Consider the following 19490-nt stretch of genomic DNA (forward strand, 5'->3'; position numbering starts at 1 on the left):
GAGGTTTTATCGAATCTTGTTTAAAAAAAGTAATTAAACAGGTTGATAAGGACATGCCATTCCAACTAGAGTTTAATATTGATCGAGATACAAAATCAGAAATTGGTACGCCTAATATCTTGGAATCTATTTTTAAGAAGATTGATCGATCAAAAATTTTTATAGCTGATATATCAATCATAAACTCTGAAAGTACTGGTAGAAAGTGTCCTAACCCCAATGTTCTAGTCGAATTGGGATATGCGGCAAGAGTGTTAGGATGGGAAAGAGTCTTCTGCTTCTACAATACTGATTATGGAAGCATTGAAGAATTGCCTTTTGATTTGAGACAAAGAAGACCTATTCAATACAGTTTGGATGGATTAAATAAATCAGAAGTTAGAAATTCGGTTGTTCAAATTCTTTCCGATTCAATCATAAAACTTCATGAAAATGGAGGACTATTTGACAAAGTAGATGACTATATAAAACAGAAAGTTGATACCGAAATATTAACAATTGCTGGGCATTTAGGGAAATTGTTATTTGGTTACGAAGGAAAATCAGCTCCTGAAATGCTACAACGCGTTTCGAACTTGACTGACAAAGAAATTGAGGAAACAATAAAATCTCAGAAACCAATTGGATTTCAGATTTTTAAAAACCTTCAAGTTCAAGAAAAGAAATTAAGAGAAATTGCCGATAGTGCAATCTCTTCAGTTCATCAAAATAGAGAAATGGCAAGACCAATTATTGAATTGGTAAGTTGGGTAGGAAGATTTGATGCTTTAAACTCCCCTCGAAATGAAGATACATGGTTTAAAGAACTTGATTCTGTAGACACGAATTACAAAATTATTCCCCCTTCTCAAACTGGACAAAATGATGACTTGCCAAATCGTTTTATCCTATTGAAAAAGATTGACAAAGAAAAGGGAGTTATTAGTGATTTTGGAGATTTTATCTATAAGCCAAGAATTGAAAAACTAACAACCTTTTATGAGTTAGATGACAATAACCTAACCACATTTATATCTATAATAAGACATTTCATCACGGCTGTAGACGACTGGTTAGATTTGACGAATGGCGAAATAATCATTGACTTATACCACAATTTTGAATTAAGAAAAACTAAGCACAACAATGTGTAAAAATGCATTAAAACGCATTTTACACTAAACGTTAAACTCAATATAACTAGATGTCAGATATTAGTACTTTTAATTTTACATGTTCTTGTTGTGATGAAATTCACAGGGGAGTTCCTAATTTAGGTAGCAATGCTCCAAATTACTATTTCTCAATTCCTGATGAAGAAATTAAAAAAAGAACCTTTTTAACTTCTGATACCTGTGTAATTGATGATGTACATTTTTTTGTTAGAGGATGCTTAGAGATACCATTAATTGGAAATGAAGAAGTTTTTAGCTTTGGAGCCTGGGTTTCATTAAGTAAAGAAAATTTTGAGAAATTTGAATCTTTATATGACGTGAAAAAACGTTGAGATAACGAACCAATGTTTGGATGGTTTTCTTCTTGGGTCTGGCCTTTTTATACAGACACAGAAAATATCAAATCCATAATTCATTTAAGAAATGATGGAATCAGACCTTATATAGAACTTGAACCAACAGAACACCCGCTAGCTTTAATACAATCTGAAGGTATTACTTCTGAACAAGTAATTAAGATGTATGAATACTATGTACACGGGAAAAAATAATCATTAAGAAAGCTATAATGAATACGGAGTTTTGTTTTTTTCATACTTCGGTGACGATTGAAAAGTTCGCCAAGACTAATTAGAAAAATAAAGAGATATACAGCTTGCAAACAGAAATTAAAAATTCAAGAATTAAATGTTATAAATGCATGAGACCTTCAAGCACATGCATTTGCAAACACATTAGTCCTTTTAAAACAAAGGCACGTTTTATTATTCTTATGCACCCTAAAGAGTACAAAAAAGAAAAAAATGGAACGGGACATATGACTAAGCTTCAACTTAAAAATTCAGAAATTATAGTGGGTGTAGATTTCACCAATAATAATCGTGTAAATGAAATACTGACTAGAGAGAAAAATTCTTTTTTACTTTATCCAGGAAAAGATAATTTCAACTTGTCTATAAGAGAAAGTTCAGAAATAGATTCATTTATAGGTACTAACCCACACATTTTCATTCTAGATGGTACATGGCCCTGCGCCCGTAAAATGCTTAAACTTAGTAAGAACTTGCAGAACTTAAAAAGAGTGAGTTTCGATAATAAAATAAAATCAAAATTCATCATTAAACAGCAACCAAATTCTCTCTGCCTTAGTACTATTGAATCTGTTTATACGGTCTTAAATTTACTTAAGGAAGGTGATTTAGAACAATGCGAGACAAAGGATTTTCTTATTCCTTTTGAAAAAATGATTGAACATCAACTAGAATATTTGCTAAACCCAAATAGCAAAAACTATTCTTCAACTGCAAAAAAGACCATAATAACTAAGGACATGTATAAGAAAAGTACGGAAAGAAATATAATTTTTGAACTAGAGTAAGTTTGAAAATGCAAGTAAAATCATAGTTACTACTTCGCAATTGGCTTATAAGTTTTTTTTTGGAAATTTGGTTTTACTACCACAGAAAAAGAATATTGGGGATAATGACTTGATCTTTTTGAAGTGGAGCTGGTAAATAATAAATCAATTTAATAATATCTACATCAATTGCTTTAGCATACTTAGGCTTCTATTTACTGTATCGTGTGATTAAAAAGCATACAAATTGCCATTATAATTCAACATTAATTTAAAGTTAGAAATATGCAAAAGATAATTTATTATGTAGCAAGTTCTCTTGTTAAATATATTGATGATTCTGATGATGACATAAGTAAATTTACACCTAGAGTTAAAGGCGTAGAAAAGTATCTATAAGATTTACAATAGTTTAACACCATTAGAATAGGTAAAAGAACCTATGAATTCGGGTATTAATATGGATTGATTATCAAAGTGTCGTCTTATTTACAAAAAACAACTACAAGGTATATGCAACCATGCGCAACCTTAAGAAAGGCGTTGAATTAAAAAAAGCGATTGAGTTGAAATACACCAAACAGTACGGCAATGAAGTAGAAAAATTGATAAATGAAAATTGTAAGTAAAAAAAGGATAGCAAAAAAGACTTGTGACCTAAACAACAATCTATTTGGTTAGTTTGATTTAAAATACCACCTGAAATCAAGCAAACCACTAGCTATCCTCTCTTTTTAAAATTTTATACTGTATTCTATTTGAATAAATGCACAGAAGATTCCTTAAGATTTAACTTTGCAGCTTCTGGAAATTCTGCGTGAACTATTAACACATTTTCATGATGTTGCTCTAATTCGCTTAACACATTTCTGTTTAATAATAATATGGTAGAATGACCATGATGGTCTAATTTATCTAAAATTGTTTTTCCGTTGAACTCACATATCCAATGGGTTTCAGACATTTTTTCTTCGTAAAACACCTCAATAGTAGGTACTTGATAATAATCATGCTCACCAATTCCCTCAAGATCAAAAACTAAACGAAGCAATCCGCTTTCTAACTCTGCGACTTCACTAGAAATTCCTAATTCTTCAAAAGATACTTTACCAGAAGTTGGCTCATTGAATTTCACTTTAATCTCTCCTTGATTAATCTCTACCTTGTTCATCTACGTTTGTTTTTATGATACCACCAAAGCTAGATAACAACGCTAATTTATAATATGATATTTATCAGGATTGGTCAATCTTATACATCGTAGTTATAATAACTCCCTTTCCATCCCTTACCTTCAATAATTGTTTTTCTTTAACTATTTTTAAATTAAAAGGTGCAACTAAAAGATCAATTCCACTCTTTTTTTTTAATCGGGTTCCTTGTCCCGATATAATATCGATATTGGGCACAAAATCACCTTCAGGCACATGTTCCGTAACTATTAGATATTTATAATCATATAACTTATCTATAACTTTTTTCACCTCTGCATTTGATATATGTTGCAGCACTTGACGAACAATAGCACAATCTGCAATTGGCAACTCATCTACGGCAATATCTAAACATTGAAATTCTAGATTTCCCAATTCAAACGCCTGCTTGTTTCGCTCAATTAGCTCAGGTACAATATCAACGGCAATGTAGTTCTCAGTATACATCACCAACTCCTTGCCAACGTTAAAATCTCCGCACCCTAAATCGCACACCGAAACCGGACTTTCAAACGCATTTAAGAATTTGACCAGAGCTTCTACATAAGGCGCTACAATTTCTGAACGATGTGATCCATCACCAGAGTAAAAATCTGAAGTACTGCTACCCCACAGGTTCTTTTCATAGACCTGTTGCATGGCATCTTTCGTAGGCCATGGTTTTTTATTTCGTTTCGCTTTATTTTCTTTTTTATTCACCGTACTCTATATTAAAAAAAACAAGCCATAAACTTTCGTTTATGGCTTGTTAATATACTTTAAAATAGATGAATTCTAATTATTTCTGAGTTGCTATCCAAGTCTTTACTCTACGTTCTAACAATTCTAAAGGCAAAGCACCTCCGCCAAGAATAGTATCGTGAAATCCTTTGATATCAAATTTATCACCTAACTCGGTTTCTGCCATTTTACGCAATTCTTGAATTTTAAGCATCCCAATTTTATAAGAAGTCGCCTGCCCTGGCATTACCATATACCGCTGAACTTCTGCAACAATAGCACCTTGAGAAATTGATGAATTCTCTGTAAAATATTTTACAGCATCTGCTTCTGTCCATCCTTTTGCATGTATCCCTGTGTCTACCACCAAACGTATTGCTCTCCAAATTTCATTTACCAAGCGACCGAAATCATAATATGGATTCTGGTAACCGCCCATTTCTTTTGCCAATGCTTCTGAGTATAATCCCCAACCTTCACTATAGACACTAAAACCAGCCTGAGTTCTAAACTTAGGTACAGATTCTAATTCTTGTGCTATAGAAATCTGCATATGGTGCCCTGGGTTACCTTCATGATACGCAACACCCTCCATAGTAGATTTAGGCATAGCGTTCATTTCTGATAAATGCACATAATAGGTACCTTTTCTAGAACCGTCGGGTGTACCTGCAGAATAGTGCTGTGGCGCACCATCTTGTTCACGAAAAGCCTCAACCCTTTTTACCTGCAACTTAGCTTTTGGCAAAATACCAAAGTAGTCTGGTAACTTCTTCGTTAAATCATCTAAATATTTTGTGGACTCATCTAAATACCCCTGTCTACCTTCGTCTGTATTTGGGAAAAAGAATTGCGAGTCTGTATTTACAAATTTGAAAAAAGAATTTAAATCGCCATCAAAACCAACTTTTTCTTTAATCGCCATCATCTCTCCCTTTATCCTTGCTACCTCAGCAAGCCCTATTTCATGAATTTCGTCTGCTGTTAAATCTGTGGTAGTAAAAACTTTTAAACGATAATTATAAAAATCTTTACCATGCTCATGACGACTTACGCCCGTTGGTGTTTCTTCCGCATTATCAACCTCACTTTCTAACCAAGCCAACAATTTATCATATGATGGTGAAAAATACTCATCAAGAACCTTTACCGATTCTTCTTTTAGTGAAGTAGCCTCTTCTGCCGTAATTTCTTCTGATGCTAAAAGCGCATCAATTTTACCGTTCATATCAATCAGCAATGGTGTACCATCTTTCAATGATTTTGTTTGAGCAATAACCGTGGTAAATGCAAATTTTGGAGGTAAATTTCCTGCTGTGGCTTGTTCTTTTGCTCGCTCAACCAATTGATCAATTCCTCTTGAGACCTCTTTAACCCTAGAGATATAAGCGTTCATATCAGAAAGACTATCTACCTTATGAAAATTGATTAAATAACTTGGTAAACGCGTATGCATACCACGCATTTGATCAAAAACGTAATCTAAGTTCTCAAAAGTGGCACCTTCTTTTAATGTTTCATATTGGTAAACCCATAAATCGTAAGACGTTTTGTCAGCATCATTTAAACTGTCATAGTCAAATTTTTCTTTTAGTTCATTGGTAGTCTTAGTATACCATTCCAGTTCCTTTTTCTCTGCAGCTTTGCTTAAATCATCAATTTTGTCATACTGATCTTTTCTGCCCTGAGCGGTCAACGCTAACGGACTCATTTGTAACTGCTCTTCATATTTATCGTCGAACCATTTATTCAAGGCTACCGTTTGGTCTACCTCAACCTTTGGTTCTTCTTTACAAGAAGAAAGTAGCAGAAAAGCTATGGAAAAGCTTGTTGCAATGCTCGTAGAAATAATTCTTTTCATGATAATTGAATTTGGATTTAGTTTGTTATAATTCTGCTTCTCGTTATTATTCTGAATAGCAGGTGGGGAAGATTTAAAGATACTGATTTTGATTATATACACTCCTCTTTTTATATTCAACACTTAAGGCTTTATCACATCAAAGAATTAAACTATTTTTCTAGACTTATTTAAACTAATCACAAGAATATCCGCATTAAACCATAAAAATATTTATTCACTAACTTAAGATAAATATTAATGCTTAAAATTCTTAACCCTATAGTCTTATCAATGGAACAAATTAAAATCATTTTCTTTCTATTAGCTTCATTCTTTGGTATTGAAGAGAGCAAAATTGCGGCAGACAAAAACACCGTAACTATTTATCCAGAAGACCATAAAATTGAGATTGTACAAGAACATCTTTTTACCATTATACAAACAGAAAAAGATACCGCACTGACCCTAGCACAATGGGAACAATTAGCAAAATGGAAAGAAAATAAACTGTCATGGGCTAAAGAGTTAGAAAATTTTACCAATAAAGATGTGACTATTGAAAATAATGAAGGAACTATAGCACCACTCATTTCTTTCAACTACACTGACGAAAATGATTTGCGCGCTTTGGGTATTTGGTATAACAAAGAGAAAAATCAATATTCAATTAATAATGTTCCAAGAGAAAATACCTCTAGCGAAAACGGTAAATTAGAAGGTAATTATTGGACTTTTGACGGAGGCAGTACATTTAGCTTTACTAATGAAGCTTTTGCTGACCTGCCTAATGAATATAAAAGATTAAAACTTCCAATCACTGAAATCCTTAAGGACTAAATTTCAAATTATGGACTTGCAGAAAAATAAAGAAAATGCCATCGCATTCTACAAAACAGCTTATTTAGGGCAACCAAAACTGGCTATAGAGAAATATGTGGGTAATAAATATATTCAACATAACCCAGATGTAGCTAACGGCACACAAGGTTTCATTGATTATTTTGAACGCATGAAGACAGAATACCCAGAAAAGTCTATTGAATTTGTACGTTGTATTGCCGAAGGTGATTTAGTGGCATTACATACGCACCAAATATGGCCAGGAAATGACCAATACATTACCATGGATTTTTTTAGATTTGATACCAACGGTAATATTTGTGAACATTGGGATTCTATTCAACAAATACCCGAAAAATCTAAGAACCCAAATACAATGTACTAATACCGCAACGGACAAAAGAACTCAACTTTATGAAAAATATTAATATTCAAGGTCTTAATTGGGATGCCAAATCATCGTTTCAACAAGGTCCTGCGAAAGCTCCTAACTTAATTAGAAAAGCATTGTACAGCGATTCAATGAATCTATGTACTGAATTCGGGGTGTCAATTGAAAATGATGCCATAACCGATAAAGGTGATTTTACCATAAATGAGTATTTTGATATTACAGACATTACCAGAAAAAATATTGAATCAGGCGTTAAACTACTTTCATTAGGCGGTGATCATTCGGTTACCTTCCCAATAATAAAAGCGTTTCATGAGCATTACCCAAAACTAGACATTCTACATATTGATGCCCATGCAGATCTGTACCATGACTATGAAGGCGACCCGTATTCTCACGCATGCCCTTTTGCAAGAATTATGGAAAATGGATTTGCCGTAAAATTGGTTCAAGTAGGTATTAGAACTTTGAATCCGCATCAGGCTGCACAAGCAAAAAAGTACAATGTAGACGTTCATGAAATGCGAAACCTTGACCTAAATAACATTCCGAAATTTGAGAATCCGTTGTATATAACTTTAGACATGGACGGTTTTGACCCTGCCTTTGCACCAGGAGTTTCTCATCATGAGCCCGGCGGACTCTCATCGCGCCAAGTTTTAGATTTAATTCATAGCATTGATACCGAAGTGGTGGGTGCTGATATTGTCGAATATAATCCTGATCGAGATTTTCATGACATGACCGCATATTTGGCTGCAAAAATGATGAAAGAACTTATTGGTAAAATGATGGAACGTTAAAACATATTTCAATAAAAACCATTAAATTGACCTTTTACTAAACCCAAACTCCTAATGCCGTTTTCTTTTAAAAATTTTATGAAACTCCATAAGGTTTCCTTAATCTTAGCGGTATTGAGTTTTGTATTCTATTACACCTTTGCATATCACTTACAGAGAACAGATTTCATAAAGCTGCTTACGCTCTTTGTTGCGCTTTTCTTTTTCTGTTTTAAACTTATACAGTTCGAGAAATTGAACTTTAGATTTCTACTGGGCATAGGAGTGATTTTTAGACTTATTTTTCTTTGTATAGAACCTAATTTATCTCAAGATTTTTATCGTTTTATTTGGGACGGACATTTGGTTTCTAGTGGTGCCAACCCCTATTTGCACACCCCAGATCAGTTAATGACAAACATGGTATCTATGATACCAAATGCCAATATACTTTATGAAGGTATGGGCAGTTTAAGTGCACGCCACTATAGCAATTACCCACCTTTGAACCAGCTTATTTTTGCAATTGCAGCATTTGTAGGTGGTAAGAGTATTTTTGCGTCACTGCTGACCCTACGGGCAATTATTATACTTGCCGATATTGGTATATTCTATTTTGGCAGAAAGCTGCTAAAAAATCTGAACAGATCTCCGCATTTAATATTCTGGTATTTTTTAAATCCGCTTGTAATTGTAGAGCTTACCGGCAATCTTCATTTTGAAGGTGTTATGCTGTTTTTCTTTATTCTAGCTATGTTTTTATTATCAATAGATAAATGGAAAACTGCAGGTATAGTTATGGCTTGTTCTATTTCAATAAAACTAGTACCCCTATTATTTTTACCACTTTTCTTTAAGTACCTAGGATGGAAAAAAAGTATCATTTTCTATATGATCATTGGTATCACTTCAATCGTTCTTTTTCTACCATTTAATACCCCAGAGTTTATAGACAACTATTCTAAAACTCTGAAGCTATGGTTCTCAAATTTTGAATTCAATGCTAGCATCTATAATATCGCTAAAAAAACTGCCATACATTTTGATGCAAAGCCGTGGGAGTTCATTAAAGAATATGGCAAAATTACTCCGTTACTTACCATAGCCACCGTAGGTCTATTTACATTTTTACCAAAAAGATATGACTTAAACAGAGTGCTTTGGTCTATGATGTGGGTTTTGACCATCTATTACTTTATGTCTACTACGGTACACCCGTGGTATGCCATTTTTCTGGTGTTACTTTCTATTTTTACAACGTATAGATATGCTATCATTTGGTCTGCCGCTATTGTATTAAGCTACTTGGCTTATTCTCAGGCAGATTTCAAAGAAAACCTCTGGCTTCTTGCCATTGAGTATATTTCAGTGTACGGCTTCATTATTTATGAAATTGTTGCACATAATAACAAAAAGTGAAGTTTTTGTAAAAATTATACGATGAGTGATGTCAAATAAATATAATTTGTACATTTACCCTGTAATGAACGAAAAAAACTACTTTCTATATAGTACCGTGAGCCCAGTTGCTCTTGCGCGTCCGTTCACATCTCGCCGTCGTCGCCCGTAAGGGTAAGATATAATTATGGAATTAGGTGAGTCCATTTCCGCACAGAAAATCAAAACTTTTTTTACACTTTTAAATCTAACTGGCAATGAACTTAATTGTTGCTAACGAATCACATTTTAAATACGCTCAGGATATCTGCGATACCATAGCAGATTCGGCTAAGGTTCGCGGAACAGGTATTGCGAAACGTACACCAGAATACATCCAGAGAAAACTATCTAACGGCAATGCTATTTTAGCGTTGGACGGAGAGAAATTTGCAGGCTTTTGCTATATAGAGGTTTGGGGACATGAGAAATTTGTTGCCAATTCCGGACTAATAGTACACCCTGATTATAGGGGTCAAGGACTTGCAAAAAGTATAAAAGCTAGAATTTTTGAACTCAGCAGAGAAAAATTTCCTGATGCCAAAATATTTGGGATCACCACTGGTTTAGCCGTTATGAAAATTAACTACGAGCTTGGCTACAAACCTGTTACCTTTTCTGAGCTTACAGATGATCCAGAGTTTTGGAAAGGTTGCCAAACTTGCAAAAATTTCGATATCCTTACCAGAACAGAACAAAAAATGTGCTTATGCACAGGTATGCTCTATGATGGTAATGTTAAGAAAAAAACTGAGGAAGTAAAGCATGTGAACAGTAAGGCTTTTACAAGATTAAAAAGTATTAAAGAGAGTTTGTTCCTTAAAAAGAAAGTCGAAAAAAGTAAATCATAATTCTGAAAAGAGACAAGAACGAGCTTCTATTTTAAAATATAGCTATTCTCTATTCAAATTGAATCATATAATTACCCGGATATACTGGGATTGAAAATATTAAAATGAAAAAATTAGTACTAGCATACAGCGGCGGATTAGATACATCTTATTGCGCAAAACATTTATCAAAAGACAAAGGCTTTGAAGTTCATGCAGTAAGTGTAAACACAGGTGGTTTTTCATCAGATGAAATAAAGGAAATAGAAAAAAAGGCTATTCAGTTAGGTGCTACTTCTTACACCTCTATTGATGCCGTACAAACGTTTTATGACAAGGTAGTTAAGTACCTTATTTTCGGAAACGTTCTAAAAAACAATACATACCCTCTTTCTGTTAGTGCAGAGAGAATAGTACAGGCTATTGAAATTGTAAACTACGCCAAAAAAGTAGGTGCTAAATATATCGCACATGGTAGTACAGGGGCAGGAAACGATCAAGTTCGTTTCGATATGATTTTCCAAATCATTGCTCCTGAAATAGAAATTATCACCCCTATTAGAGATAACAAATTGGCAAGGGAAGAAGAGATTGCTTATTTAAAAGAAAATGGGGTAGATTATCCTTGGGAAAAGGCCAAATACTCTATCAATAGAGGTTTATGGGGAACATCGGTAGGTGGCGAAGAAACTTTGACTTCAGACAAAGCATTACCAGATAGTGCTTACCCAAGCCAGCTACAAGAAAAAAATCCGACAGATATTACTTTAACTTTTGAAAAAGGAGAATTAGTAGCGGTTAATGGAGAAAAAGATACGCCGGTAAACAACATTGAAAAAATTGAAGCTCTTGCATCTAAATATGCAATTGGTAGAGATATTCATGTTGGCGATACTATTATTGGTACTAAAGGAAGAGTTGGTTTTGAAGCTCCCGCCTCATTAATTATCATAAAGGCGCACCATCTTTTAGAGAAGCATACGCTTACTAAATGGCAACAATACCAAAAAGAGCAACAAGGTAATTTCTACGGTATGTTATTGCATGAAGGTAATTACCTAGATGCGGTAATGAGAAATATAGAGATCTTTTTGACCGACACTCAAAAAACCGTTTCAGGTGATGTATATGTTGGCTTATATCCTTTTCAGTTTAGGCTGCACGGTATTTCATCTAAACATGATTTAATGACAGATGCTTTCGGTAAATATGGCGAAGTAAATAAAGGCTGGACAGCAGATGATGCTAAAGGCTTTATAAAAATTCTATCTAATTCTGGAAAGATTTACAACCATGTGAATGGGGATCAATAAGAGTAAAGATTTAGGAAAAAGTAGTATTAAGTAATGAGTACAAAGTATTAAGTAAAAAATTAAAAGTATCAACAAAGTACTTCGTACTTAATACTTTGTACTTGATACTGATTTCTCATTCACAAAATAAAATTATGATTAAAGCAGGAATTATTGGTGGATCTGGTTACACGGGTGGCGAACTTATTCGAATTCTATTGAATCACCCCGCCGCGGAAATAGATTTTGTCTACAGTACCACCAGAGCAGGTAAAAAGGTTACTACAGCACATCCAGACTTATTAGGAATAACAGATCTAGAATTTACAGGAAATGTAAACCTGAATGTCAATGTTGTTTTTCTGTGCCTAGGCCACGGTAACTCTACGGCTTTTTTAAAGGAACACAGCTTTTCTACAGATACTATTATTATCGATTTAAGTAACGATTTTAGACTAGTTGCAGATGCTAATTTTGATGGTAAACAGTTTGTATACGGATTACCGGAATTAAATAAAAGCGAAATAGAAAATGCCAAATACATAGCCAACCCTGGTTGTTTTGCAACAGCCATTCAATTGGCATTGCTTCCATTGGCAAAAGCAAAGCTCTTAGAAAATGAAGTGCATATAAATGCCGTAACAGGTAGTACAGGTGCAGGCGTTAGTCCGTCAGCCACTTCTCATTTTTCATGGCGAAACAATAACGTAAGCTGGTACAAACCTTTTACGCATCAGCATTTGGGAGAAATCAATGAGAGTTTACATTCGCTTCAAGAAAATACTGGGAACTTATTTTTTATGCCCAATAGAGGAAATTTCACTCGTGGAATTTTAGCGACTTCGTATACCAAATTCGATGGGGATTTATCGGAAGCTAAAGTATTGTATCAAGATTTTTATAAGGATGCGGTCTTTACCCAAATTTCTGATGAGCCTATCAACTTAAAACAAGTGGTGAATACGAATCAGTGCCATATTCATTTGCATAAACACGATGATTTATTACTGGTGACCTCAGCAATTGATAATCTATTAAAAGGTGCATCTGGGCAAGCCGTTCAAAATATGAATTTGATTTTAGGACTAGAAGAAAATTTAGGACTGAATTTAAAGGCAGGGGTATTTTAACTTCCGCTACACTCAGTACTTTACTCATTACTAAATACTAATTACAACATGAAAATAGCTATTATAGGTACCGGTAATTTAGGACTTTCCATTGCAAACGGAATTCTAAAAAGTAATGGTGCCACTAGTATGTACCTTACTAAAAGGGATACTACATCTATTGCTGATTTTGAAAAATTTGATAAGGTTACGGTTACCAACGACAATCGTTTGGCTGTACAAAATTCAGACATCTTAATATTTGCCGTGCAACCTGTTCACTTTGCCGAAATTTTAGAAAGCATAAAAGACCTGTTAACTGAAAACCATGTAATTATTTCTACCATTACCGGTTTCGGAATCGAAAAAATAGAGGCAGTTATCGGTAAAGATAATTATATTGTTAGAAGTATGCCTAATACCGCTATTTCTGTAGGCAAATCAATGACCTGTATTTGTAGTAATGAAAAAGGTAAAAAACGTATTGACTTAACAAAGGCTATTTTTAATAGAATGGGTCATTCTATGGAAATACCTGAAAACCAAATGCAGGCCGCAACGGTTATTTGTGCAAGTGGTATTGCTTTCTGGATGCGTTTAATACGTGCAACTACCCAAGGTGCCATACAATTAGGGTTTGATGCAAAAGAAGCACAAGAACTTGCCATGCACACCTGTAATGGCGCCGCAAGTTTACTTATAGACTCTGGCAATCACCCAGAAGAAGAAATAGACCGTGTTACTACGCCAATGGGCTGTACAATAACCGGATTAAACGAAATGGAACACCAAGGTTTAAGTGCGTCTTTAATACGTGGCATTATTGCTTCTTATGATAAGATTACCGAATTTAAAACCAAGTAAAACAGCAATAAAATGAGTTCTTTTTTGAACTTGAATCTTTTTGAATTATGAAATTATTCGACGTTTACCCATTATATAATGTTACCCCTATTTCCGCTAAAGGAATTGTAGTGACCGACGATAAAGGTCAAGACTACTTAGATTTCTACGGCGGGCATGCCGTAATATCCATTGGTCATACGCACCCACATTATGTGCAACGTTTAAAAGACCAGTTAGATAAAATAGGGTTTTATAGTAATGCTGTTCAAAATCCGCTACAAGAGGAACTAGCAGAAAAACTTGGTGTAATTTCTAAGTGTGAAGATTATAACCTTTTTATGTGTAACTCTGGCGCCGAGGCAAATGAAAACGCACTTAAAATGGCATCTTTTGCAACAGGGAAATCTAAAATTATAGCTTTTAACAACGGATTTCACGGGCGTACTTCTGCTGCCGTGGCGGTTACGGATAATCCTTCTATAAATGCTGAAATTAACCAACAGCATGAAGTAGTTTTTCTTGACCTGAATGACATAAAAGGTTTTGAACGAGAAATTTCCAAGAATGTCTGCGCCGTAATTATAGAATCTATACAAGGAGTAGGTGGACTAGATGAACCTACCACAGAATTTTTACAGAAAGTAGCAGCACTATGTAAAGAAAATGATGCTTTATTAATTGCTGATGAAGTACAATCGGGATTTGGTAGAAGTGGTAAGTTTTTTGGATTTCAGCATCATAATATACAACCTGATATCATTAGTATCGCTAAAGGTATGGGTAACGGCTTCCCTGTTGGCGGCGTTCTTATTCATGAGAATATTAAGGCAAAATACGGAATGCTAGGTACCACTTTTGGTGGTAATCATTTGGCTTGTGTAGCTACATTAGCTGTTTTAGATGTCATTGAAGGAGAAAACTTAATTGCAAATGCTGAAGAACTCGGGATTTATTTCAATGAAAAGGCAAAAGAAATTCCGCAAGTAAAACGAGTAAAAGGAAAAGGTTTAATGCTAGGATTAGAATTTGATTTTCAAGTAGCTGATCTACGTAAAAAATTGATTCACGAGCATCACCTTTTCACCGGTGGTGCAAAAGATAAAACGGTACTTAGAGTATTACCGGCATTGAATATTACCAAACAAGATTTAGACGTGTTTTTCACCGCTCTTAAGACTGCTTTATCATGATAAAAACGCTCAGCTTAGCAAAAAGGAATGCCGTTCTAAAACGCATGGCAGAATTGGTTCAACAAGAAGAATCTATTTTAATATCTGCAAATGAGAAAGATTTAAATTCTTTCGAATCTGCTGACATTGCAATGATCGACCGTTTAAAGGTGGATAAAGATAAGGTTAGAGAAATGGTTTCTTCCTTAAAAAAATTAGCTGCACTAGCTGATCCTTTACATGTAGAACGTTTTCAATTTACGCATGACAATGGTTTAGAAATTAGTAATAAAACAGCCCCGTTCGGCACTATCATGATCATTTATGAATCTAGACCAGATGTCACTATTGAAGCTGCCGGTATTGCTTTTAAATCTGGAAACAAGATTTTATTAAAAGGTGGGAAAGAATCGTTGAACTCGAACTTGGTTTTAGTCAATTTGTGGCATAAAGCTTTAGAATCTTGTGACTGTTCTGAGGATTGGATTACGTACTTGAATTATTCAAGAACAGAAACGCAGCAGTTTCTAGAAAAACCAGCTCAAAAACTAGATTTAATTGTACCGCGTGGTGGTGAAAGATTGATTGCTTTTGTAAAGCAACATGCGCAATGCCCTGTAATTGTTAGCGGCCGTGGAAACAACTTTGTATATGTTTCTCATGAAGCAGATTTGCAAATGGCTTTAGATGTAATCATCAATGCCAAGACCACAAAAATATCGGCATGTAACGCGGTTGACAAAGTAATTATCTCTAGAGATTTACCCCGTAAAATGGAGTTTTTAAATCACTTGGTTAAAACGCTTAAAAAATATGATGTGTCCATTTTGACCGATGCTAAACTAGCTGGGTTAGATGGTACTTCTCAAATGGAAAATGAGTCCGTGTGGTATGAAGAATTTCTAGATTATAAAATTGTTATTGGACAAGTGCCCGATGTCGATGAGGCCATACAACTTATCAACACCTACGGTGGCGGGCATTCAGCTGCCATTATCACAAAAGACGAAGAAGAGGCAGATACTTTTATGCAATCTGTAGATACTGCGGCTGTATATCATAATGCATCTACCCGTTTTACTGATGGCGGACAATTTGGATTAGGTGGCGAACTGGCAATCAGCACCGATAAATTACACCAACGCGGACCAATTGGCTTACAGCACTTAGTTACCAATAAATGGTACGTCAAAGGAAATGGTCAAGTTAGATAGTTAGGAGTTAGGTAGAAATAATTACCCTGACGAAAACGAAACAAGCATGTTGAAAAAGAGAATTTTATTGAAATTGGGTTCCAATACCTTAACGAAAGACACTGATCATATCTCCCGTGGTAAAATCGAAGATATTGGTAGGCAAATAGCAGCCTTAAAAGATCAATATGAATTCATTATTGTGAGTTCTGGGGCTATTGCCGCAGCAAAACAATTTGTGAAACTGGAGCATAATGGTGAAGAAATCAATGTAAAACAGGCATTGGCTTCTATTGGACAGCCACACCTTATGCGTATTTTTCAAGAGAATTTTAGGGAGCTTGGGCTTTTTACATCTCAATGTTTGTTGTCATATTCAGATTTTGAAAAAGAGCAAACTAGAGTGAATATTAAAAATACAATCAACGTTCTTGTCGCTAATAATTTCATCCCTATCATTAATGAAAATGACACGGTAGCAACAGATGAAATTAAGTTTGGAGACAACGATAAATTAGCAGGACTAACAGCCTCTCTTTTATCCGCAGACATTCTAATTATCGCCACCAATACTGACGGTATATATACGAAATCATCACTATCTACTTCCAAACCAAAAACAATTGAATCCGTATCAGATTTAAGCATTTTATTAAAAGAAATAGGGGAATCTAAATCTACCCATGGCACTGGCGGAATGCAATCTAAAATAGATGCAGCAACCATCGCTCAAAAAGCAGGTATTGAAACTTGGATTACAAATGGTTTAAAAGATCACTTCATTACCGACGCCATTGATAACAAAAGCATATTTACAAAAATTAAAGCATCATGAATTACCTTTCTATAAATGATATTGACTCTTTATCTACTTGGGTAAAAGAAGCTATATCGCTTAAAAAACAACCAAAGAAACATAAAGCTTTGGGAAGTGATAAAACTATCGGACTCCTATTTTTCAATAACTCGCTACGTACTCGTTTAAGCACTCAAAAAGCGGCTATGAATCTGGGTATGGAAGTTATTGTTATGAACTTTGGCAGTGAAGGTTGGGCTTTAGAATATGCCGACGGTACTGTTATGGACCAAGGTACATCTGAACATATAAAGGAAGCTGCGCAGGTAATTTCTCAATATTGCGACATCATTGCAATACGTGCTTTTGCAGGCTTAAAAGACAAAGAATTAGATGAAACAGAAGAAGTACTGAACGGCTTTAAAACATATGCATCTGTGCCTATCGTAAATATGGAGAGCTCTGTTGGTCACCCTTTACAGGCACTTACAGATGCCATTACTTTAGAAGAGCACAACTTTAAGAACAACCCAAAAGTAGTTTTGTCATGGGCACCACACCCACGAGCATTACCACACGCAGTTGCCAATTCATTTATTCAAATGATGCAGAAGCAAAATGCAGAATTTGTTATTACACATCCTGAAGGATATGATCTTGACCCTAACATAACCAAAGATTCTAAAATAGAATATGATCAAGAGAAAGCATTGGAAAATGCTGATTTTGTTTATGTAAAAAACTGGAGCAGTTATACTGATTATGGCCAGATAAAATCTCAAGATAAGAATTGGGAAATGACCTTAAAAAAACTGGGCAAGGCAAAATTTATGCACTGTTTACCAGTACGTAGAAATGTTGTAGTTGCAGATGAAGTTTTAGATAGTGAGCAATCTTTGGTCATAGAGCAGGCCAATAACAGAACGTATGCCGCACAATTAGTTTTAAAGAAAATACTAGAAGATTTAAAATAAAAACAGTGTACAAACTCGAGAACAAAGTAGCAATTATTACAGGAGCAACCAGTGGAATGGGTAAAGCCATAGCCAATTCATTTGTCGCAAATGGTGCCCAAGTAATTTTATCTGGTCGCGATGAAACTCGAGGTAATTCCTTATCTGCTGAACTAGGTGAAAATACTGTTTTTGTAGCTGGCGATATCAGAATTCCTGAATACAACGAGCAATTGGTCAAAGCAGCTATTCATCATTTTGGCAAACTGGATATAGTTTCCATGAATGCAGGAATACTTGGTATAGGCAGTGTAACCGATTTACCAGATGAGTTATGGAAGAACACCATGGATACCAACTTGTCTTCCATCTTCTATCTATCAAAATATGCAATACCTGAACTCCGAAAAAACGAGGGTTCTTCTATTTTAATAAATGCCTCTATAGCCGCTTATAAAAGTTTTCCAAACCACCCTGCGTATTGTGCTTCCAAAGCCGGAGCACTAGCACTAATGCGCCAAATGGCCGTCGAGTATGGTCCTGAAATCAGGGTAAATGCAATATGCCCCGGACCAGTAGATACTCCGCTACTTTGGAATTCGGCAAAGGCTTTTGACAACCCCAAAAAAGCTGTAGAGAATGCAGCGAACAAAACATTATTAAAACGACTGGGCAAACCAAATGAAATCGCTAATCTTGCTTTATTTCTAGTATCAGATGATGCTTCTTGGATTACAGGCACGGCAATGACTATAGATGGCGGAATTTTAAATGCTTAACATGAAAGAAAAACTATCCGTAGTAAAAATTGGAGGAAACGTCATAGAAGATGAAAAAGCATTAGATAATTTTCTCTCTGCATTTTCTCGACTAGAGGGACTTAAAATATTAGTACATGGCGGTGGAAAATTAGCTACTCAATTAGCTACCAAATTGGGAATTGAATCTAAAATGATTGATGGCAGACGTATTACCGATGCCGAAACGGTAGATATTATTACCATGGTTTATGGGGGATTAGCCAATAAGAAAATTGTAGCTCAACTACAATCTAAAAATATCAATGCCATTGGCTTAAGTGGTGCGGACGGTAACAGCATACAAGCTCATAAACGTCCTGTAAAACAAATTGACTACGGCTTTGTTGGAGATATTGACGGTGTTAGTTCTGAATTATTAAAAAACCTGCTATCTATAAACCTTACTCCTATTTTCTGTGCGCTTTCTCATGACGGTGCCGGACAATTACTAAACACCAATGCCGACACTATTGCCTCTGAAATTGCAATTGGAATGGCTTCTGTTTTTGAGACCACCCTCTATTATTGCTTTGAGAAAAAAGGTGTTTTACTAGATATTACAGATGAAAATAGCGTGGTTAAAAACATTGATACAAGCAAATACAAGGAATTATTGTCTAAAGGTGTTATAGCCGATGGTATGCTACCTAAACTTCATAATTGCTTTCATGCATTAGATAACAATGTTGAAAAAGTTTGCTTAGGTGATGTTAGTATGCTAGATAAAAATACAAAACTGTTCACTACCTTAAAATTATAAG

At 34.9% G+C, this 19490-nt stretch carries 19 protein-coding genes and 1 pseudogene; 17 read left to right on the plus strand and 3 right to left on the minus strand.

Going from position 1 to position 19490, the window contains the following annotated elements; translation table 11 throughout:
• Positions 1 to 53: 53 nt before the first annotated feature.
• The 3 genes and pseudogenes from BM296_RS01240 to BM296_RS01255 all read left to right on the plus strand — a co-directional run bounded on the left by BM296_RS01240 (position 54) and on the right by BM296_RS01255 (position 2532).
• A complete protein-coding gene (locus BM296_RS01240) occupies positions 54 to 1133 on the plus strand; it encodes a hypothetical protein (protein ID WP_091900796.1) in 1080 nt (359 codons plus the stop codon).
• A 50-nt stretch (positions 1134 to 1183) separates the two neighbouring features.
• Positions 1184 to 1705 (plus strand): annotated as a pseudogene (locus BM296_RS19580) (DUF2199 domain-containing protein).
• 104 nt (positions 1706 to 1809) lie between these two features.
• Positions 1810 to 2532, plus strand: coding sequence for a tRNA-uridine aminocarboxypropyltransferase (locus BM296_RS01255; RefSeq protein ID WP_262493885.1), 723 nt, complete (start codon positions 1810 to 1812; stop codon positions 2530 to 2532).
• Positions 2533 to 3265: 733 nt separating this feature from the next.
• Here the strand turns inward: BM296_RS01255 and BM296_RS01260 are convergent.
• The 3 genes from BM296_RS01260 to BM296_RS01270 form a co-directional block, all read right to left on the minus strand.
• Positions 3266 to 3682 (minus strand): hypothetical protein, encoded by a 417-nt coding sequence (locus BM296_RS01260; RefSeq protein ID WP_091900803.1) that lies wholly within the window; start codon positions 3680 to 3682, stop codon positions 3266 to 3268.
• Between the two features lie 64 nt (positions 3683 to 3746).
• The gene (locus BM296_RS01265; protein WP_091900805.1) at positions 3747 to 4424 is read right to left on the minus strand and encodes a class I SAM-dependent methyltransferase; all 678 of its coding nucleotides are present in this window, start codon (positions 4422 to 4424) and stop codon (positions 3747 to 3749) included.
• 79 nt (positions 4425 to 4503) lie between these two features.
• Entirely contained in the window at positions 4504 to 6306 is a 1803-nt protein-coding gene (locus BM296_RS01270; RefSeq protein WP_091902919.1) for a DUF885 domain-containing protein, read from the minus strand.
• Positions 6307 to 6579: 273 nt separating this feature from the next.
• Between BM296_RS01270 and BM296_RS01275 the strand changes: the two genes are divergently transcribed.
• From BM296_RS01275 to argB, 14 genes are all read left to right on the plus strand, one after another.
• Positions 6580 to 7125 (plus strand): hypothetical protein, encoded by a 546-nt coding sequence (locus BM296_RS01275; protein ID WP_091900807.1) that lies wholly within the window; start codon positions 6580 to 6582, stop codon positions 7123 to 7125.
• Between the two features lie 10 nt (positions 7126 to 7135).
• Positions 7136 to 7513, plus strand: a complete 378-nt coding sequence (locus BM296_RS01280) for a nuclear transport factor 2 family protein (RefSeq protein WP_091900808.1) — start codon at positions 7136 to 7138, stop codon at positions 7511 to 7513.
• Positions 7514 to 7542: 29 nt separating this feature from the next.
• Positions 7543 to 8325, plus strand: a complete 783-nt coding sequence (speB, locus tag BM296_RS01285; RefSeq protein ID WP_091900810.1) for an agmatinase — start codon at positions 7543 to 7545, stop codon at positions 8323 to 8325.
• Positions 8326 to 8403: 78 nt separating this feature from the next.
• Entirely contained in the window at positions 8404 to 9723 is a 1320-nt protein-coding gene (locus BM296_RS01290; protein WP_091902920.1) for an MptA/MptB family glycosyltransferase, read from the plus strand.
• A gap of 236 nt (positions 9724 to 9959) precedes the next feature.
• Positions 9960 to 10592: a GNAT family N-acetyltransferase gene (locus BM296_RS01295; protein ID WP_073240609.1), complete on the plus strand. Its 633-nt coding sequence runs from the start codon at positions 9960 to 9962 to the stop codon at positions 10590 to 10592.
• 104 nt (positions 10593 to 10696) lie between these two features.
• Positions 10697 to 11884, plus strand: a complete 1188-nt coding sequence (argG, locus tag BM296_RS01300) for an argininosuccinate synthase (RefSeq protein WP_091900811.1) — start codon at positions 10697 to 10699, stop codon at positions 11882 to 11884.
• 134 nt (positions 11885 to 12018) lie between these two features.
• Entirely contained in the window at positions 12019 to 12993 is a 975-nt protein-coding gene (gene argC, locus BM296_RS01305) for an N-acetyl-gamma-glutamyl-phosphate reductase (protein WP_091900813.1), read from the plus strand.
• A gap of 48 nt (positions 12994 to 13041) precedes the next feature.
• A complete protein-coding gene (gene proC, locus BM296_RS01310; protein ID WP_091900815.1) occupies positions 13042 to 13836 on the plus strand; it encodes a pyrroline-5-carboxylate reductase in 795 nt (264 codons plus the stop codon).
• A 47-nt stretch (positions 13837 to 13883) separates the two neighbouring features.
• Positions 13884 to 15008 carry an aspartate aminotransferase family protein gene (locus tag BM296_RS01315; protein WP_091900817.1) on the plus strand — a complete coding sequence of 375 codons (1125 nt, stop codon included), beginning with the start codon at positions 13884 to 13886 and terminating at the stop codon, positions 15006 to 15008.
• Positions 15005 to 16201, plus strand: a complete 1197-nt coding sequence (locus BM296_RS01320; protein ID WP_177214908.1) for a glutamate-5-semialdehyde dehydrogenase — start codon at positions 15005 to 15007, stop codon at positions 16199 to 16201. The genes BM296_RS01315 and BM296_RS01320 overlap by 4 nt, the downstream gene beginning before the upstream one ends.
• A 46-nt stretch (positions 16202 to 16247) precedes the next feature.
• Positions 16248 to 17015, plus strand: a complete 768-nt coding sequence (gene proB / locus BM296_RS01325) for a glutamate 5-kinase (RefSeq protein WP_091900819.1) — start codon at positions 16248 to 16250, stop codon at positions 17013 to 17015.
• A complete protein-coding gene (locus tag BM296_RS01330; RefSeq protein WP_091900820.1) occupies positions 17012 to 17950 on the plus strand; it encodes a Rossmann-fold NAD(P)-binding domain-containing protein in 939 nt (312 codons plus the stop codon). The genes proB and BM296_RS01330 overlap by 4 nt, the downstream gene beginning before the upstream one ends.
• 5 nt (positions 17951 to 17955) lie before the next feature.
• The gene (locus BM296_RS01335; RefSeq protein WP_245786951.1) at positions 17956 to 18708 is read left to right on the plus strand and encodes an SDR family NAD(P)-dependent oxidoreductase; all 753 of its coding nucleotides are present in this window, start codon (positions 17956 to 17958) and stop codon (positions 18706 to 18708) included.
• A gap of 1 nt (position 18709) precedes the next feature.
• The gene (gene argB, locus BM296_RS01340) at positions 18710 to 19489 is read left to right on the plus strand and encodes an acetylglutamate kinase (protein WP_091900824.1); all 780 of its coding nucleotides are present in this window, start codon (positions 18710 to 18712) and stop codon (positions 19487 to 19489) included.
• Position 19490: the final 1 nt, after the last annotated feature.

It is taken from the genome of Maribacter stanieri (assembly GCF_900112245.1).
GTDB classification, from domain to species: domain Bacteria; phylum Bacteroidota; class Bacteroidia; order Flavobacteriales; family Flavobacteriaceae; genus Maribacter; species Maribacter stanieri.

What these genes read in the sequence shown, in the direction of transcription:
- proB (WP_091900819.1), top strand. Translation starts at nt 16,248, where the DNA reads ATGTTGAAAAAGAGAATTTTATTGAAATTGGGTTCCAATACCTTAACG.
- BM296_RS01280 (WP_091900808.1), top strand. Translation starts at nt 7,136, where the DNA reads ATGGACTTGCAGAAAAATAAAGAAAATGCCATCGCATTCTACAAAACA.
- proC (WP_091900815.1), top strand. Translation starts at nt 13,042, where the DNA reads ATGAAAATAGCTATTATAGGTACCGGTAATTTAGGACTTTCCATTGCA.
- BM296_RS01270 (WP_091902919.1), bottom strand. Translation starts at nt 6,306, where the DNA reads ATGAAAAGAATTATTTCTACGAGCATTGCAACAAGCTTTTCCATAGCT.
- BM296_RS01315 (WP_091900817.1), top strand. Translation starts at nt 13,884, where the DNA reads ATGAAATTATTCGACGTTTACCCATTATATAATGTTACCCCTATTTCC.
- BM296_RS01260 (WP_091900803.1), bottom strand. Translation starts at nt 3,682, where the DNA reads ATGAACAAGGTAGAGATTAATCAAGGAGAGATTAAAGTGAAATTCAAT.
- BM296_RS01295 (WP_073240609.1), top strand. Translation starts at nt 9,960, where the DNA reads ATGAACTTAATTGTTGCTAACGAATCACATTTTAAATACGCTCAGGAT.
- BM296_RS01290 (WP_091902920.1), top strand. Translation starts at nt 8,404, where the DNA reads ATGAAACTCCATAAGGTTTCCTTAATCTTAGCGGTATTGAGTTTTGTA.
- BM296_RS01240 (WP_091900796.1), top strand. Translation starts at nt 54, where the DNA reads ATGCCATTCCAACTAGAGTTTAATATTGATCGAGATACAAAATCAGAA.
- BM296_RS01320 (WP_177214908.1), top strand. Translation starts at nt 15,005, where the DNA reads ATGATAAAAACGCTCAGCTTAGCAAAAAGGAATGCCGTTCTAAAACGC.
- argC (WP_091900813.1), top strand. Translation starts at nt 12,019, where the DNA reads ATGATTAAAGCAGGAATTATTGGTGGATCTGGTTACACGGGTGGCGAA.
- speB (WP_091900810.1), top strand. Translation starts at nt 7,543, where the DNA reads ATGAAAAATATTAATATTCAAGGTCTTAATTGGGATGCCAAATCATCG.
- argG (WP_091900811.1), top strand. Translation starts at nt 10,697, where the DNA reads ATGAAAAAATTAGTACTAGCATACAGCGGCGGATTAGATACATCTTAT.
- BM296_RS01275 (WP_091900807.1), top strand. Translation starts at nt 6,580, where the DNA reads ATGGAACAAATTAAAATCATTTTCTTTCTATTAGCTTCATTCTTTGGT.
- BM296_RS01330 (WP_091900820.1), top strand. Translation starts at nt 17,012, where the DNA reads ATGAATTACCTTTCTATAAATGATATTGACTCTTTATCTACTTGGGTA.
- argB (WP_091900824.1), top strand. Translation starts at nt 18,710, where the DNA reads ATGAAAGAAAAACTATCCGTAGTAAAAATTGGAGGAAACGTCATAGAA.